Genomic DNA, 17696 nt, shown 5'->3' with positions numbered 1-17696 from the left:
TAAAAATCTTCTATTATTTTAACGTGTATTTTAAAAAAAAGCCATTATTGGTTCTTTAAGGAGCATTGTCCATGATTGATCAAATTTTAACAGCAATTGAACAATACGAAACCATTATCGTTCATCGTCACGTCCGTCCCGATCCAGATGCTTATGGGTCGCAGGGTGGATTGGTTGCGATTTTACAAGAATCATATCCTGAAAAAAATATCTATGCTGTGGGTCAGGAGGAGCCAACCTTAAATTTCATGCGCAGACTTGATTGTATTGAAGATGAAGTCTATAAAGGAGCTTTGGTTATTGTTTGTGATACGGCTAATGCAGAGAGAATTTGTGATAAACGTTATACATTGGGAGAAAAACTTATAAAAATTGATCATCATCCCAATGAAGATCCTTATGGAGATTTATTATGGGTGGATACTACGGCAAGCTCATGCAGTGAAATGATTTATGAATTTTACTTAAATGGTAAAGATAAAGGTTTAAAAATGAATGATGAAGCAGCAAGACTTTTATTTGGAGGGATTGTTGGGGATACGGGAAGATTTCTTTATCCTAGTTCAACAGAAAAAACTTTTGCTTATGCTGGGGAGTTAATTCACTACAATTTTTCCCGCACTGAACTGTTCAACCGTATGTATGAGCTTGACCCAAAGATCATAAAATTACAGGGCTATATTCTTCAAAATTTTGAGCTTCAGTCAAATGGTGTAGCTTTTGTAAAAATTACCAAGGATTTATTAACGAAATATGATGCAAGGCCTGCAGAAGCCTCTTTACTAGTAAGTACATTAGGTGATGTGAAAGGAATCCTTGCATGGGTCTTTTTCATTGAGGAAGATCATCAAATTCGCGTGCGTCTTCGTTCAAAGGGACCAATTATCAATGGAGTGGCTAAAAATTTTAATGGCGGCGGCCATCCACTAGCTTCTGGGGCATCCATTTATTCATGGGATGAAGTGCCGAATGTCATAAAGGAACTAAACGAAGTTTGTGAAAACTATCTAAAGTAACGTAAATTCTTTCTAAAAAGAGAAAACGGCCCAACTGTGGGCCGTTTACTCAAAGCTAATTTCTAATTGAATCGTTAAGTTGGTATAAATAATCATTTCTTTGACGTTTAATTTGTATCTTTTATCATTGATTTTTACTGGTTTGTGTTCAATGATTTTCTTTAGCAAATCCTTGCTTTTATATACAGTCTCTAAATCCTTCGCCAGCATCATACTGATGTCATCACGAACAGAGTTTTCTGTCTCAAGGACACTTAAAGAGTCTAGTTTATATTTTTCTGAGTTGATAATTTTAATATTAATCTTCTGAACCGTCAGTTGTTCAATATTCCGCTTGTTCAATAGTTTATATTCTTCCTGCCATATCTTTTTCTCATTATTTAGGTCAACGATATCCTCTTGCTGCTTCCTGATTAATTCCGTATTCTCCTCCTGAAAAACACCGTAAATATATAAAAAGATACACCAGCTTACCGCACCGCCAACAGCCATTCCTGCAAAAAAACGCTGCCTCCCAGGTCTTCGATACAATGAGGGGACTCTCATGATGAAATATGCTCCTGGGTAAGCCAGTTAATGATGAGTGCTCCTGTCTGGGCGCCGCCTAAGGCAGAGAGAATTAATAATAATTGTTTGAATAAATCCTTGGTATCCGCATTAAATAAGCCCCTTTCAAACGTGTAAACCGCATCAAATGTTCCGCCGATAGCAGAGACAATTGCCCAAATTCGCAGCGCTGAGGACAAACGGTAGACGGTAGTAAGTGGTGGTTGTCCGGTTAAAAATGAGGCAATTCCACCAATTAAGGAACCGCCAAGGACAACTCCTAATGCAATAAAGTAGCTCTCAATAAAAGCCGGGAAAAAACCGATTTCTTTCATACCTTTAACCGCCCTCATACACAGGATTAAATACCTTCATTTCCATATATATGGACAAAGGGTCATGATTATGTTTTGGAAGTTAGTATTATGTAATGATCTCGCCTTAGCTGATGTCCAAAAAAATAAGAACATATTTTCCTTTTTTGGCGTTAACCACTATAATAAATAATAGATATTAAGTTTAAGGAACGGTGTGACGCTATGTCTTTTATTCACCTTCACGTATATAGTGCTTATAGTTTGCTGACAAGTACGGCATCTGTCTCAGAGTTAGTAACAAATGCAAAAAGAAAAGGTTTTTCTAGCCTTGCCTTAACAGACAGAAATGTCATGTACGGAACAATTGAATTTTATAAGCAATGTAAAAAGAATCATGTAAATCCGATTATTGGATTAACGGTTGATGTAGAAAGTGAACATTCCCCGAATGAAGCCTTTCCACTTGTTTTATTGGCGGAAAATGAGAATGGCTATAGAAATCTATTGAAAATATCCAGTGCAGTTCAAACGAAGGTTGATAATGGCATCCCATTTAAATGGTTAAAACATTATTCGGAGGGACTAATTGCGATTACGCCTGGAATAGAAGGGGAAATTGAACAATCGCTTTTAAACGGTCATGATGAATTAGCTAAAAACCTAATTAACAAACATAAAACAGTCTTCGGACATGGTAATTTTTATCTTTCTATTCAAAATCATCAACTTGAACAAGAGAAGAAACTATTGAGGATGCTGCCTACCATTTCAAAAGAGGTGAATGTGCCTCTTGTTGCAACCAATAGGGTTCATTACCTAGAGAAAGAAGATACATTTGCACATGAATGTTTATTGGCCATTAAGAATGGCGATAAATTGCAAGACGACGATAGGGAAAGACTAGAAAGCGATCAGTTTTATTTAAAAACGGCTGCGGAAATGGTCGAGTGTTTTTCGGAAATCCCTGAAGCACTAGAAAACACTCTTATGATCGCTAAGAGATGTAACATCAATATCGACCTTAATAAGACGTATTTGCCTACATACCCAACCGAAAATGGATTGGCGGCGGAGGATTATCTTGAGGGTTTATGTCAAAAAGGTCTGCGTGAACGCTTTTCTAATCCAGGCCAGGAATATTTTGACCGCTTGTCGTTTGAATTAACAGTAATCAAGCGGATGAAGTTTAGTAATTACTTTTTAATTGTTTGGGATTTTATGAGATATGCACGGGAAAGAGGGATTTTAACTGGTCCTGGGCGCGGGTCGGCGGCCGGTTCGCTGGTTGCCTATGTTTTATATATTACCGATGTGGATCCCATTCATCATAATCTTTTGTTTGAACGTTTCTTAAATCCTGAACGGGTTTCAATGCCTGATATTGATATTGACTTTCCAGATAACCGTCGTGATGAAGTCATTGAATATGTCGCTCAGAAATATGGGGAATTGCATGTCGCTCAAATTGTCACCTTTGGTACTCTTGCAGCAAAAGCTGCCTTAAGAGATGTAGGGAAGGCCTTTGGGTTAAATACAAAAGAGCTTGAGTATTTATCGAGGCAGATACCGCCCCGAATAGGGATTAACCTTCAATCGGCTTATAATGAATCCGAGTCGCTTAAAAGGTTTATTGAGGAATCACCGCTTAATCGCAAGCTTTTTGATACAGCATTAAGGCTCGAAGGTATGCCCCGCCATACCTCCACCCATGCTGCTGGTGTGGTTATTAGTGAGAAACCTCTTGTGGATTTAATTCCAATCCAACGCGGATCGAACCATATCTACTTAACGCAGTATTCAATGGAACACCTTGAAGAGATTGGGTTACTTAAAATGGATTTCCTTGGTCTCAGAAACCTGACACTTCTTGACAACATCCTGTCTTCCATTCATCGGTCTACTGGAAGGGAAGTAGATATTAAACAAATTTCTTTAGAAGATTCAAAGACATTTGATTTATTAGCCAGGGGTGAAACAACAGGTATTTTCCAACTTGAATCAGAGGGGATGCGGAAGGTATTAACACGATTAAAACCGTCTAGATTTGAGGATATTGTGGCAGTAAATGCCTTGTATCGTCCCGGTCCTATGGAGAACATTCCGCTCTTTATTGACCGTAAACATGGCAGAAAACCTGTTGACTATCCTCACCCAGATTTGGAGCCAATCCTTAGAGATACATATGGCGTCATAGTCTACCAAGAGCAGATTATGCAAATTGCTTCAAAAATGGCGGGATTCTCACTTGGTGAAGCAGACTTGCTGCGAAGGGCAGTTGGCAAAAAGCATAAGGAAGCACTCGATCAAGAGCGCACACATTTTGTACAAGGTGCCTTGAAAAAGGGATATAAGCAAGAACTTGCTAACGAAATATATGATTTAATTGTCCGTTTTGCTAACTATGGATTTAATCGCAGCCATGCGGTTGCCTATAGTATGATTGCTTATCAACTAGCCTTTTTAAAAGCTAATTTTCCAGTCCATTTTATGGCAGGATTGTTAACTTCGGCAATTGGAAATGATACGAAAATTGCTCAATACATTATGGAAGCAAAGCAGAAGGATATCTCGATTTTACCACCGTCGATTAATTATAGCGCCTACTCCTTTCAAGCAGATGCATCCGGAGCGATCCGTTATAGCTTGGCTGCGATTAGAAGTGTGGGTGCTACAGTTTTAAGGGAGATTTTTCGTGCAAGGAAACCAAGGAAATTTAATGATTTATTTGACTTTTGTATTAGAGTGTCCTCAAAAATAATTAACCGAAAAACACTGGAATACCTTGTCCATTCAGGGTGTTTTGATGAATTTGGTGAAGATCGTGCTGTGCTGCTGGCGAGTCTTGATGTTGCAATCGAGCATGCTCAAATCTTTAAACCAGATGATTCCAACCAATTTGCCTTATTCGACGATGAGATGATTCCAAAACCGAAATATGTTCAAGTTGACCCTATAGATCTTGAAAATAAGCTGTTCTTCGAAAAAGAGGCACTTGGCTTTTACCTATCTGACCATCCTATATCGATTTATGAAAAAAAACTTAAACGAAGCGGCGCCTATTTGTTGTATCAACTTAAGAATAACCATAAAAGAGTTTCTTCTGGTGTTTATATTTCTGCAGTGAAATCAATTAGAACTAAAAAAGGGGATTCAATGGCATTTTTAACAATAAGTGATGCAAGCGGCGAAATGGAGGCCGTTGTCTTTCCGAATGTTTATAAAAGAGTTCAATCCTTCATACGTCAGGGGAATTTTGTCCTCGTACAGGGAAACATGGAAGAACGTGAAGGAAAACTACAGTTTATTGTCCAACAGGTATCTGATTTGGAAGGCTGGTTAAAAACAATCGCTGAAAAACACCCCATGTTGTATTTGCAAATAACAACTGATCAGCAGGACGAGGAAATCTTACAAAAAATACATCAAATAATCAGGGGAAATAGAGGGAATTCAGAGGTGATTTTGCATTACGAGGTGAGTCATAAAACCATCAAATTGGGGACCGAAAATAATGTCCATCCCAGCCCAGAAGTGCTGTCACAATTAAGAAAACTTCTCGGTTCAAAAAATGTTGTTCTTAAAGATTAATTCTTTACAACTTTTGAAGATATGTTATAGTGGTAAAGAGACTAGCGTGGTCTGACCACTATTGCAACTATGATATTTATTAAATTAATTATAAAAAATATAGAAAGTTGTTTAGCTCTGTGCCTTGGTGATCTGGAATAAACCATTCAAACGAGAAGGTTAAAGAACAAACTTCTTGTTGCTTGCCTTATGCTAGTCACTCTGGACAAGGGGCTTTTAGCTTTTCTAATGGAGGGGTGAAAGTTTTGACTTTAAGAGAAGAAGCATTACATATGCACCGAATTAATAAAGGAAAGTTAGAGTCGAAATCCAAAGTGCCAGTTCGAAATGCACATGATTTAAGTTTGGCCTATTCACCAGGTGTGGCAGAGCCATGTAAGGATATCTATGAGAAACCAGAAACAGTTTATGAATATACCATGAAGGGAAATATGGTTGCAGTTGTTTCAGATGGTACGGCTGTCTTAGGACTTGGTAATATCGGACCTGAAGCTGCACTTCCTGTCATGGAAGGAAAGGCTGTTCTTTTTAAAAGCTTTGCTGGAGTAGATGCGTTTCCAATCTGTTTAAATACTACCGATGTAGACAAAATTGTTGAAACGGTAAAATTATTGGAACCAACTTTTGGCGGAGTAAATCTTGAAGATATTGCTGCTCCCAATTGTTTTGTGATTGAGGAACGATTGAAGAAGGAAGCAAATATACCTATTTTTCATGATGATCAACACGGTACAGCCATCGTTACGGTTGCCGGTCTTGTAAATGCACTTAAACTTATTGGAAAGAAAATGACAGAAATAAAAGTGGTTGCCAGCGGAGCAGGTGCAGCGGGTATTGCCATCATCAAACTTTTATATAGCTATGGTGTTAGAGACATTATTATGTGTGATACAAAGGGTGCCATCTATGAAGGCAGACCGCAAGGTATGAACACTGTAAAAGCCGAAGTGGCTAAGTTTACTAATCGTGATAACTTGACAGGCAGTCTTGCCGATGTCATTAAAGGAGCCGATGTCTTTATCGGCGTATCGGTTGCTGGAGCTCTAACAAAAGAAATGGTTGAGTCAATGAATTCTGATTCGATAATTTTTGCTATGGCCAATCCAGATCCAGAAATTATGCCCGATGATGCAAAGGCAGCAGGGGCAAAAGTTGTAGGAACTGGCCGTTCTGATTTTCCTAATCAAGTAAATAATGTCCTCGCTTTTCCTGGAATCTTCCGTGGTGCACTTGATGTTCGTGCAACCCATATCAACGAAAAAATGAAAGTAGCTGCTGTGGAAGCAATTGCTGGATTAATTAGTGAGGAAGAGCTTAATGCTGACTATGTAATTCCAGCACCATTTGACCCAAGGGTAGCTCCAAATGTGGCGGCTGCTGTGGCGAAAGCGGCAATGGAAACAGGTGTAGCCCGCATTAAGGTAGACCCTGAAGATGTGAAGGAAAAAACGCAGAGACTCGCGATTATTGGCAAAAGTGAGTGATTAGGTAAGTGACCAATACTAAAGTATATTTAGAAATAGTAAAACAATTAAGAGAAATTATTACCTTAGATGGATTAAAAACTGGAGATAAAATCCCTTCAGAACGGGAATTGTCAGAGCGCCTGAATTTTGGGCGCTCTTCCGTTCGGGAAGCACTAAGGGCATTAGAATTGCTGGGTTTAATCGAAACTAGACGAGGCGAAGGAACGTATATCCGGGATTTTCGCGGCCACCAGCTTGTCGAGCTTCTTAGTACATTTATTTTGCAGGATAATAAAGCAAAATACGATGTACTTGAAACAAAAAATTATATTGAGATGGATTGCCTTCGCTTAGCCCTTCAAAATGTGGATAATCAGCAGGTAGAGAGTATAAAAGATTGGGTTAAAAAAGCAGACAACTTTTCAGATGATAAGTTTTTTCAGCAAATTATTGTAATTGCGGATAACCACTTGTTCTTAAGGATTTGGTCGATCTTAAAGGAATATTATTATTCACTTGAGGCTAATCGAGTAGTTTACAAGCGGGAGGACTATTTCAATTTGTTACAGGCCTTAGCAGAGAAGGATATGGCAAAAACACTATCTGCCTATTGTAAACTTCGAAATTTGTCTGACTTTAACGACAAATACTAACAGATTTTGAATTTTTTTTATTTTATAGTGGTTTTATACAAGCCCTGGGGGAAAGGGTATTTTTTATTCTGTTAGTGGTCTGACCACTTTTGAAGGAAAAGGTATGAAGTGAAGACGGGATAGAAAGACTGCTAAATAGTAAAAGATGGATATTCTTGCCGTTTGGCAAGTCGCGTTACATTAGGGAGGTTTTAATTTTGGCGCTTAAAGATCTTTTTACAAAGAATCAACCAAAAAAGAAAAAGTATGCAACGATTCCCACAGAAACTGCTAAAAATGATGTTCCAGAAGGAATTATGACAAAATGCCCTTCATGCAAAAAAATAATGTATACAAAAGAATTATTAAAAAATAATAAGGTCTGCTTGCATTGTGAGTTTCACTTTCAAATGAGTGCACAAGAGAGAATAGACAGTTTTATTGATGAAGGCAGTTTTGTTGAATTAAATGAAGAAATGATTTCAACTAATCCACTTAATTTCCCAGATTACCTCGAGAAATTAGAAAAGGACAAGCAAAAAAGTAAGTTAAATGAGGCTGTTGTAACTGGAATGGGGACTGTGAATGGTCATAAGATCGTTTTGGCCATTATGGATGCCTCGTTCCGAATGGGCAGTATGGGCTCAGTAGTGGGTGAAAAAATAACGTTGGCAATTGAAAAAGCCGATGAACTTTCACTGCCCTTTATCATCTTTACTGCCTCAGGCGGCGCAAGAATGCAAGAAGGCGCGATTAGTTTAATGCAGATGGCAAAAACAAGTGTTGCACTAAAAAGGTTTAGTAATAATGGCGGGTTAATTATTTCAATCATGACCCATCCGACAACAGGCGGAGTATCGGCTAGTTTCGCTTCTTTAGGTGATTATAACTTTGCTGAACCTGGGGCTTTAATTGCTTTTGCTGGAAGGAGAGTCATTGAACAATCCATTCGTGAAGAATTACCTGAGGATTTTCAAACAGCTGAATTCCTTTTAAAACATGGTCAGTTAGACGCGATTATTGCACGCACTGACTTAGTTGATAAAATCACAAATCTCTTAGAAATTCATCAACCTGGAGGTGAACTCGAGTGGCAGGAGAATTAGAATTTGAACGTCCAATTGTGGAATTAAGAAACAAAATCAGCGAATTAAAAGAGTTCACAAAAACAGCAGATGTTGATTTAAGTTCGGAAATTAAAAAATTAGAAGTTAGACTTCAAAAGTTAGAAAAGGATATATATGAAAATATAAAACCATGGGATCGAGTGCAAATTGCCCGTCTTGCAAATAGACCAACAACACTTGATTATATCTCCTTCCTATTTGAAGGATTCTTTGAATGCCATGGTGATCGAACTTTTGGGGATGACGAGGCAATTGTTGGTGGTGTTGCCAAATTCAAAGGTTTACCGGTTACAGTCATCGGACACCAACGTGGAAAGGATACAAAAGAGAATATTCGCAGGAATTTTGGGATGCCTCATCCTGAAGGCTATCGAAAAGCTTTACGACTTATGAAGCAGGCCGATAAGTTTAACCGCCCCATTATTTGTTTTATCGATACAAAAGGCGCTTACCCTGGAAAAGCTGCCGAAGAACGCGGTCAAAGTGAAGCGATTGCCCGAAATCTTTTTGAAATGGCAGGTCTTAAAGTACCCGTTATTTGTATTGTAATTGGTGAAGGCGGCAGTGGCGGTGCCCTTGCTCTAGGAGTGGGGAACCGAATTTATATGCTTGAAAACTCAACTTACTCCGTTATTTCTCCTGAAGGGGCGGCTGCTATATTGTGGAAGGATGCTGCCCTTGCTAAAAATGCAGCAGAAACAATGAAAATAACTGCCCCAGACTTAAAGGAGCTAGGAATAATAGACGATATCATTCCTGAAATAAGAGGTGGAGCACATAAGGATGTTAAAAAGCAGGCTGAAGAAATAGAAAAGGTTCTTAAAGCATCCCTTCAACAGCTTCTTAAACTATCAGAAGATGCATTAATTGCTGATCGTTATAATCGATTCAGGAGTATTGGCGAATATACTGTTATGAATGATTATATTGGGGTAAATTAGGAATCGTGCTCATTCTTGAGCACGATTTTTCTATTTTTTTCGTTCACAAATTTTTCACGAAAAATACTAAAAAAAGTAAAAGATAACGGTTGCAAGGCAATATAGAGCGCTTACAGTTCACTAATTATTCCGTCTATTGTAATTACTAACATCAATCGGTTGTTAAGGGGATTTCTTCATGTTATTTTATAAATATTCGTAAGTTTTATGTTAATAATAAAAGGGTAGTTGTGTAATGGCTATTGTCTTATTTACTGATGAAATCGTACATAAGCTTTTGATTCTAAGATTGAGGTGATATACATGAAAAAAATAGGTGTACTAACAAGCGGCGGAGATTCCCCAGGGATGAACCCTGCTATTCGCGCGGTTGTCCGTAAAGCAATTTTTCATAATTTAGAGGTTTATGGGATTTATGGCGGGTATACAGGATTAATGTCCGGAAATATAAAAAAACTTGAACTCGGTTCCGTGGGTGATATTATTCACCGTGGCGGTACTATGCTGCAGTCTGCGCGTTGTCCAGAGTTCAAAACAAGAGAAGGACAGCTCAAAGGGATTGAGCAATTAAAAGCCCATGGTATTGAAGGACTTGTAGTAATTGGCGGGGACGGTTCTTATCGTGGAGCCAAGGCCTTAACAGAGCTTGGATATCCTTGCGTAGGTGTTCCTGGAACCATTGATAATGATATACCTGGGACTGAGCAGACCATTGGATTTGACACTGCCTTGAACACTGTTATTAATGCACTGGATAAGATCCGGGATACGGCGACATCCCATGAAAGAACATTTGTCATTGAAGTAATGGGACGAGATGCAGGAGATATCGCTCTTTGGGCAGGACTTGCAGGTGGAGCCGAAACAATCTTGATTCCTGAAGAAAACTATGAAATGAAGGATATTGCGGCCCGACTTTTAAAAGGGAAAGAACGTGGGAAGAAGCACAGTATTATTGTTGTAGCAGAAGGTGTTTGCAGTGGGGTTGAGTTTGCTAAACAATTGCAAGAAGCCACTAACTTTGATACACGCGTTTCTGTATTAGGTCATATTCAACGCGGGGGATCACCTACCGCTGCCGATAGAGTACTTGCCAGCCGTTTAGGAGCTAGAGCAGTAGAACTGTTGATTGAAGGTAAAGGCGGCCGTGCAGTAGGAATCGAAAAAAATCAGTTAGTAGATTACGATATCATTGAGGCTCTTCAGAGAAAACATACATTAGATCTTAACCTATTCAATTTATCCAAGGAATTATCCATTTAAGATTTAGCAATACTCTTTTTTATAATTTAGGAGGAAAAAAGCATGCTACGTAAAACAAAAATCGTTTGTACCATAGGTCCTGCAAGTGAGAGTGTAGAAAAGCTAACTCAATTAATAAACGCTGGAATGAACGTTTCCAGATTAAACTTTTCTCACGGTGATTTCGAGGAACATGGTGCCCGGATTCAAAATATCCGTGAAGCAGCAAAGCAAACAGGTAAAACCGTTGCCATCCTGCTTGATACTAAAGGACCAGAAATTCGAACAAATAATATGCAAAACGGTGCAATTGAATTGACATCTGGCGAAAATATTATTATTTCCATGACTGAAGTAGAAGGAAACACTGATAAATTTTCAGTGACATACCCTGGGTTAATTGATGATGTCCATGTAGGTTCAAAAATTCTATTAGATGATGGATTAATTGGTCTTGAAGTAACGGGAATTAATAAAACTGCGAATGAAATTCATACAAAAATATTAAACAGTGGTACCCTAAAAAATAAAAAAGGTGTTAACGTTCCAGGTGTATCCGTAAATCTTCCAGGTATTACGGAGAAGGATACAAATGATATTCTTTTTGGAATAGAACAAGGGATTGATTTCATTGCCGCATCTTTTGTCCGCCGGGCAAAGGACGTTCTAGAAATTCGTCAATTATTAGAAGATAACAATGCTACACATATCCATATTATTCCTAAAATTGAGAACCAAGAAGGCGTTGATAACATCGATGAAATTCTTGAAGTCTCTGATGGATTAATGGTGGCTCGTGGAGACCTTGGTGTGGAAATCCCAGCTGAAGAGGTACCACTCGTTCAAAAGATGTTAATTAAAAAATGCAATGCCCTTGGAAAACCAGTTATTACTGCTACACAAATGCTTGATTCTATGCAGCGAAATCCAAGACCGACTCGTGCGGAAGCAAGTGATGTAGCCAATGCCATCTTTGACGGAACAGATGCTATTATGCTTTCTGGTGAAACAGCAGCGGGTCAATACCCAGTGGAAGCAGTTCAGACCATGCATAATATTGCTTCAAGAGCTGAATCAGCATTAGATCATAAAGAAATCTTATCAAGCCGCAGCAAAGATACCGAACACAACATTACGGATGCAATTGGTCAATCTGTTGCCCATACTGCTATTAACCTTGAAGTTAAATCGATTATTACGCCAACTGAGAGTGGACATACGGCAAGAATGATTTCTAAGTATCGTCCAGAAGCCTCCATCGTTGCTGTTACCTCCAACGAACATGTTTGCCGTCGTTTGCAGCTTGTCTGGGGTGTTTATCCACAACTTGGACGGGTAGCAACCACAACAGATGAAATGCTTGAGGATGCTGTGGATGAAAGCTTAAAGAGCGGGCTAGTCAAACATGGAGATTTAGTTGTGATTACCGCTGGTGTTCCTGTTGGTGAATCAGGTACAACAAACATGATGAAGATTCATGTTGTCGGCGATATCATTACAAAGGCACAAGGCATAGGCCGCAGATCTGCTTTTGGAAAGGTTGTTATTGCCCGCAATGCACAAGAGGCCTTAGACAAAGTTAAACCTGGCTCTATTCTTGTTACAATTGGATCTGATCGTGAAATGGTACCGGCAATTGAAAAATGTGCTGCACTTATCACGCAAGAAGGCGGTTTAACAAGCCATGCAGCAGTTGTAGGTCTAAACTTGAGCATTCCAGTAATCGTCGGAGTTGACCGAGCCTTAGAATTATTTACAGAAGGTCAAGAAATTACAGTCGATGCAAATAGAGGTATTATCTATAATGGACATGCAAGTGTTCTATAATTAAGAAAAGCGCAAGCGCCCTGGTCAGCAGAAACTGCTAGGGCGCTGGAGCTGGACATTTCTTAAAGTCAAAATTTATTTGTCAAAAATAAACGTCAGCATCCGTTAGGAGCTGACGTTTTATTATGCCTCTTTTCCTTTTATAAAGGTCCAAACATCATGGAAAACATTTGCGCGATAAAGAGTACTGATGATGACGAGGGTAACAGGACCGACAATTAATCCTAAAAAACCAATTAATTTAAAACCTACAAATAAGGCAATTAGTGTTGCCAATGGATCAAGCCCTATATTTGATGAAAGAATCTTTGGCTCCATAATTTGCCGTTGAACAAGGACAATAAGATATAGAACACCTAATCCAATTGCCAGGGCTGTATTGCCGCTGATAGCAGCGTAAATAATCCAAGGAACAAACACAGCACCTGTACCAAGGTATGGAATAATGTCAACTATCCCAGTTGCTAAAGCAATTGTAATGGCATAATCTACTCTAAGTATTAGTAAGCCAATTAAAATAATAACGGTTGTAATGGAGATAAGTGTAAGTTGTGCTTTAATAAATCCAAATAAGGCCTTTTTTAAGTCGACAAACACAGATTTACTGCTTGTCTTTGCTTTCTCAGGTAAAAGTTTTCCTCCTATTGCTGATAACCGGTACCAATCCTTACTAATAAAAAAGGTTGCCAATAAGGAAAAAATAAGGACAGTCGCCGCATTGGGAAACCAAGACAAGATATTTGGGATATTTCCAAATAGATTCTTAATAAAAGTTCCAACCGTTGTTCCCACATTCGTCCCGACATTTTGGATATTGCCGATTATGGTATCCTTTTGACCAGCATCCAGTTTATTAAATACACTAGTTAATTGATTGTATAGTGGAATGATTTGAGCAGTGAAATAATCTTCAATATAAGTAATCAGAGTATCAAGGTGAGCTGGAACAACCGTAGCTAAATAGGCGGTTCCAGAGACAATTTCCGCTACTAAGAGTGTAATTAACCCTGCAAATAAGGCAAAAATAAAGATTAAAGAAATGAATACAGCAAGTCCACGAGGCATTTTTGCCTTTTTCTCAAGAAAGTCAACAAGTGGATTAATCATAAAAGCAATGATCAACCCAATTAAAAAAGGATAGGTAATCTTAGACAAAAAATAAAATGTATAGAGTACTAACACAACTGCCGCTATAACCAGAACAAATCGTATAGTTCGGTATATGTACTTGGGATTCAAAAGCAGACCTCCTTGAGAACAATTGGTAGTTTTAGTTTACCATTTTATGTATGAAAGAGCATGATTTTTCCTAAATGATTTATTCTTGAAAAATATTACTTGCACTACATGGAATAATTGAACCATGTTTTCATAAAAAAGTGGGTATAGTAATATATTTCAGTCGTTTTTTAATACTATGTTAATATAATTTGGAAAGGGTGGGTGAAACGGATGGTAAGTCAATCATTATTGTTCCTTTTACTTTTGCTCGTCATTGGCTTTATTGCTAAAAATAGTTCGTTAATGGTTGCGATTGCAGTTCTCCTCGTGCTGAAGGTCGGAGGCTTGGATGCAAAGGCTTTCTCCTTTTTGCAATCCAAAGGAATAAATTGGGGTGTAACGATTATCACCATTGCCGTTTTGGCACCGATTGCCAGTGGTGAAATAGGATTCAAGGACTTAACCGGTGCATTTAAAACACCAACTGCTTGGATAGCTCTACTATCTGGGATTCTCGTAGCTTTATTGGCAAAGGGGGGTGTGAAGCTGCTCGCTGAAGATCCTCATATAACAACTGCACTTGTTCTGGGTACAATATTATCTGTTTCCATTTTTAAAGGTGTAGCTGTTGGACCATTAATTGGTGCGGGTATTGCCTATACTGCAATGAAATTTTTTGATTTTTTCAGTTAGATTTTTTGTAAAATAATATTTTTTTGAATTTTTCAGCGTCTTTTCATTCACAAAAATCTGATAATTGTTTATAATAGGCTTGTAAGCGTATCCTTTTTTTACATAAAACATATATTTATGCTTAATTACTTTGTAAAATAATTAATTCATTGGTAATGAAAGGCATAAACATTATTTGTGCAGATTCCGAGCAAACGCTCAGTTAATCTAAGGGGATAGATCAGTAGAGTAGAAGTACAGCCACGCTCGGGCCAGCTTTATGCCAATTCTTCCAATTAATCATCTTGGACATTTAATCAGTACTGTTAGTAAAGCAGGATTATTTGCGGGTAAGAAAATATAACTTTCCTATCTAGCATAAGAGTAATGGATGCCACTGTCATTTGCCCTGGGGCTGGACAGTCGGTAAGTTATCAGTTTAAAGGAGTAATGGGGAAAATTAGAAGGAGAAGGAGAGATTTTCTATGACAGTAACACGCGGTCTTGAAGGGGTAGTGGCAACAACATCATCCATCAGTTCAATTATTGATGACACGCTAACATATGTTGGTTACGACATCGATGATTTAGCAGTAAATGCTAGCTTCGAAGAGGTAATCTATTTATTATGGCATCGTCAATTACCAAATGTTGAGCAACTAGCTGAATTGAAAAAACAATTAGCTGAGAATTCAGCTTTACCCCCTGAAGTAATTGAGCATTTTAAAATGTATCCCATTAAAACTGTTCACCCAATGGCAGCTCTTCGTTCAGCTGTTTCGTTATTAGGGCTCTATGACGAGGAAGCTGACTTGATGGATCCAGAAGCAAACTATCGCAAAGCAGTTCGACTCCAAGCAAAGATGCCAGCAATCGTGACAACCTTTGCTCGCATTCGTAAAGGACTTGAACCGATTCCACCAAGGCAGGATTTAAACTTTGCAGCAAACTTCCTTTACATGTTAACCGGTAAAGAACCTGAGCCGATTGCGGTAGAAGCGATCAATAAGGCACTAGTATTACATGCGGATCATGAATTAAATGCCTCTACATTTACAGCACGTGTATGTGTAGCGACATTATCGGATGTATATTCTGGTATAACTTCTGCTATTGGTGCTTTAAAAGGTCCTTTGCATGGTGGTGCAAATGAAGCAGTAATGAAAATGCTCAAAGAAATTGGTACACTAGAAAATGTGGAGCCATATGTACGCGGCAAGCTCAGCAACAAAGAAAAGATCATGGGCTTTGGTCACAGGGTATATCGTGGTGGCGACCCTCGTGCAAAGCACTTAAAAGAAATGTCTAAAAAACTAACAGAATTAACTGGTGAACCACATTGGTTTGATATGTCGGTTGCAATTGAGAAAATCGTTACAGGCGAAAAGAAATTACCGCCAAATGTTGATTTTTATTCAGCATCTGTTTATCATAGCTTAGGAATTGACCATGATTTGATGACACCAATCTTTGCGGTAAGCCGTGTTTCAGGTTGGCTGGCACATATTTTGGAACAATATGAAAACAATCGGTTAATCCGTCCTCGTGCTGAATACACAGGACCAGGCATGCAAAAGTATGTTCCAATCGAGCAAAGAGATTAATATTTTACTTTTTTCTAAAAAATTGATTCAATAGTATTGAATGAAAAGGTTAGAGGTTACACTCTCTAACCTTTGATTCAGTCTTTGAAATATAAAGGAAGGCAGAAGGGACTGTTTACGGTACTGGAGCTGGACAACGAACAAAGGTTAAAGCTTTTATACATAACAGGAGGGGAAAACACAATGCAAGGTGAAAAAATCACGGTTACAAATGGTGTACTAAATGTACCTAACAATCCAATTATCCCATTTATTGAAGGAGACGGTATCGGACCTGATATTTGGGCTGCTTCTGAGAGAGTTTTAAATGCAGCGGTAGAAAAAGCTTATAAAGGCGAGCGCAAAATTGTATGGAAAGAAGTTTTAGCCGGTGAAAAAGCTTTTAACCAAACTGGTGAATGGCTTCCAAAGGAAACACTTGATGTCATTAATGAATATTTGCTTGCTATCAAAGGTCCATTAACTACTCCTGTTGGCGGTGGAATTCGTTCATTGAACGTTGCACTGCGTCAAGAGTTAGATTTGTTTGTATGTTTACGTCCTGTAAGATGGTTTGAAGGAGTTCCTTCACCAGTTAAGCGTCCGCAAGATACAGATATGGTAATCTTCCGTGAAAACACTGAAGACATCTATGCTGGGATTGAATATGAAAAAGGCACAGATGCTGCTAAAAAAGTAATCGACTTCCTGCAAAATGAAATGGGCGTTACAAAAATTAGATTCCCTGAAACATCAGGTATTGGAATTAAGCCAGTATCTGAAGAAGGAACGACCCGTCTTGTACGTGCTGCCATTAACTATGCAATCAAAGAAGGCCGCAAATCCGTTACACTCGTGCATAAAGGAAATATCATGAAGTTCACAGAAGGCGCGTTCAAAAACTGGGGCTATGAGCTTGCTGAAAAGGAATTTGGCGATAAAGTCTTTACATGGGCACAATACGATCGCATTAAAGCTGAGCAAGGCACAGAAGCGGCTAACAAGGCGCAATCCGATGCAGAGGCAGCAGGTAAAATCATCGTTAAAGATGCAATCGCTGATATTTTCTTACAACAAATCCTTACTCGTCCACGTGAGTTTGATGTTGTTGCAACAATGAATCTAAACGGTGACTTCATTTCTGATGCACTTGCAGCACAAGTTGGCGGTATTGGAATTGCTCCAGGAGCTAACATCAACTATGAAACAGGACATGCTATTTTTGAAGCAACACATGGTACTGCACCTAAATATGCAGGCCTCGATAAAGTAAACCCATCATCTGTTATTTTATCCGGTGTTTTATTACTTGAGCACTTAGGCTGGAATGAAGCGGCTGCTATGGTCATAAAATCAGTTGAGAAAACAATTGCCTCTAAAGTAGTAACGTACGACTTTGCTCGTTTAATGGAAGGTGCAACGGAAGTAAAAACTTCAGAGTTTGGTGACGAATTAATCAAAAATATGGAGTAATTTTTTCAAGGGTACGGATGGAATTTTTCGCATGATAAATACGGA

The 17696-nt window shown here is 38.6% G+C and carries 14 protein-coding genes; 11 read left to right on the top strand and 3 right to left on the bottom strand.

The features are described from left to right. The first annotated feature begins 71 nt into the window (after positions 1–71). Positions 72–1016, top strand: coding sequence for a DHH family phosphoesterase (locus AC4E8C_RS18120; protein ID WP_490208055.1), 945 nt, complete (start codon positions 72–74; stop codon positions 1014–1016). Positions 1017–1061: 45 nt separating this feature from the next. Here AC4E8C_RS18120 and ytrI read toward each other — a convergent pair whose 3' ends face one another. Together ytrI and ytrH are read right to left on the bottom strand one after the other, a co-directional pair. Then, on the bottom strand, positions 1062–1562 hold the full coding sequence (gene ytrI, locus AC4E8C_RS18115) for a sporulation membrane protein YtrI (RefSeq protein WP_490208054.1): 501 nt from the start codon (positions 1560–1562) through the stop codon (positions 1062–1064). Further along, positions 1559–1897, bottom strand: a complete 339-nt coding sequence (gene ytrH / locus AC4E8C_RS18110; RefSeq protein ID WP_160723983.1) for a sporulation membrane protein YtrH — start codon at positions 1895–1897, stop codon at positions 1559–1561. The genes ytrI and ytrH overlap by 4 nt, the downstream gene beginning before the upstream one ends. 204 nt (positions 1898–2101) lie before the next feature. Between ytrH and dnaE the strand changes: the two genes are divergently transcribed. The 7 genes from dnaE (at position 2102) to pyk (ending at position 12702) form a co-directional block, all read left to right on the top strand. After that, a complete protein-coding gene (gene dnaE, locus AC4E8C_RS18105; RefSeq protein WP_490208053.1) occupies positions 2102–5467 on the top strand; it encodes a DNA polymerase III subunit alpha in 3366 nt (1121 codons plus the stop codon). Between the two features lie 245 nt (positions 5468–5712). Further along, positions 5713–6951 (top strand): NADP-dependent malic enzyme, encoded by a 1239-nt coding sequence (gene ystJ / locus AC4E8C_RS18100; protein WP_490208052.1) that lies wholly within the window; start codon positions 5713–5715, stop codon positions 6949–6951. Between the two features lie 8 nt (positions 6952–6959). Then, positions 6960–7586, top strand: coding sequence for a FadR/GntR family transcriptional regulator (locus AC4E8C_RS18095; RefSeq protein ID WP_490208051.1), 627 nt, complete (start codon positions 6960–6962; stop codon positions 7584–7586). A 197-nt stretch (positions 7587–7783) separates the two neighbouring features. Further along, positions 7784–8671: an acetyl-CoA carboxylase, carboxyltransferase subunit beta gene (gene accD / locus AC4E8C_RS18090; RefSeq protein ID WP_490208050.1), complete on the top strand. Its 888-nt coding sequence runs from the start codon at positions 7784–7786 to the stop codon at positions 8669–8671. Next, positions 8656–9633, top strand: coding sequence for an acetyl-CoA carboxylase carboxyl transferase subunit alpha (accA, locus tag AC4E8C_RS18085; protein WP_490208049.1), 978 nt, complete (start codon positions 8656–8658; stop codon positions 9631–9633). The genes accD and accA overlap by 16 nt, the downstream gene beginning before the upstream one ends. Positions 9634–9936: 303 nt before the next feature. After that, positions 9937–10896 (top strand): 6-phosphofructokinase, encoded by a 960-nt coding sequence (gene pfkA, locus AC4E8C_RS18080; RefSeq protein WP_490208048.1) that lies wholly within the window; start codon positions 9937–9939, stop codon positions 10894–10896. A gap of 42 nt (positions 10897–10938) precedes the next feature. Next, positions 10939–12702 (top strand): pyruvate kinase, encoded by a 1764-nt coding sequence (gene pyk, locus AC4E8C_RS18075; protein ID WP_490208047.1) that lies wholly within the window; start codon positions 10939–10941, stop codon positions 12700–12702. Between the two features lie 123 nt (positions 12703–12825). Here pyk and ytvI read toward each other — a convergent pair whose 3' ends face one another. Continuing rightward, positions 12826–13941: a sporulation integral membrane protein YtvI gene (gene ytvI, locus AC4E8C_RS18070; RefSeq protein ID WP_490208046.1), complete on the bottom strand. Its 1116-nt coding sequence runs from the start codon at positions 13939–13941 to the stop codon at positions 12826–12828. Positions 13942–14154: 213 nt separating this feature from the next. Between ytvI and AC4E8C_RS18065 the strand changes: the two genes are divergently transcribed. The 3 genes from AC4E8C_RS18065 to icd all read left to right on the top strand — a co-directional run bounded on the left by AC4E8C_RS18065 (position 14155) and on the right by icd (position 17651). Then, positions 14155–14616 (top strand): DUF441 domain-containing protein, encoded by a 462-nt coding sequence (locus tag AC4E8C_RS18065; RefSeq protein WP_490208045.1) that lies wholly within the window; start codon positions 14155–14157, stop codon positions 14614–14616. A gap of 464 nt (positions 14617–15080) precedes the next feature. After that, positions 15081–16199, top strand: a complete 1119-nt coding sequence (gene citZ, locus AC4E8C_RS18060; RefSeq protein WP_490208044.1) for a citrate synthase — start codon at positions 15081–15083, stop codon at positions 16197–16199. 183 nt (positions 16200–16382) lie between these two features. Next, entirely contained in the window at positions 16383–17651 is a 1269-nt protein-coding gene (gene icd, locus AC4E8C_RS18055; RefSeq protein WP_490208043.1) for an NADP-dependent isocitrate dehydrogenase, read from the top strand. Positions 17652–17696: the final 45 nt, after the last annotated feature.

Source organism: Neobacillus sp. SRL179 (assembly GCF_984799095.1).
Note: the sequence above shows the minus strand (reverse complement) of the source record. Positions and strands in the feature narration are given on the sequence as shown.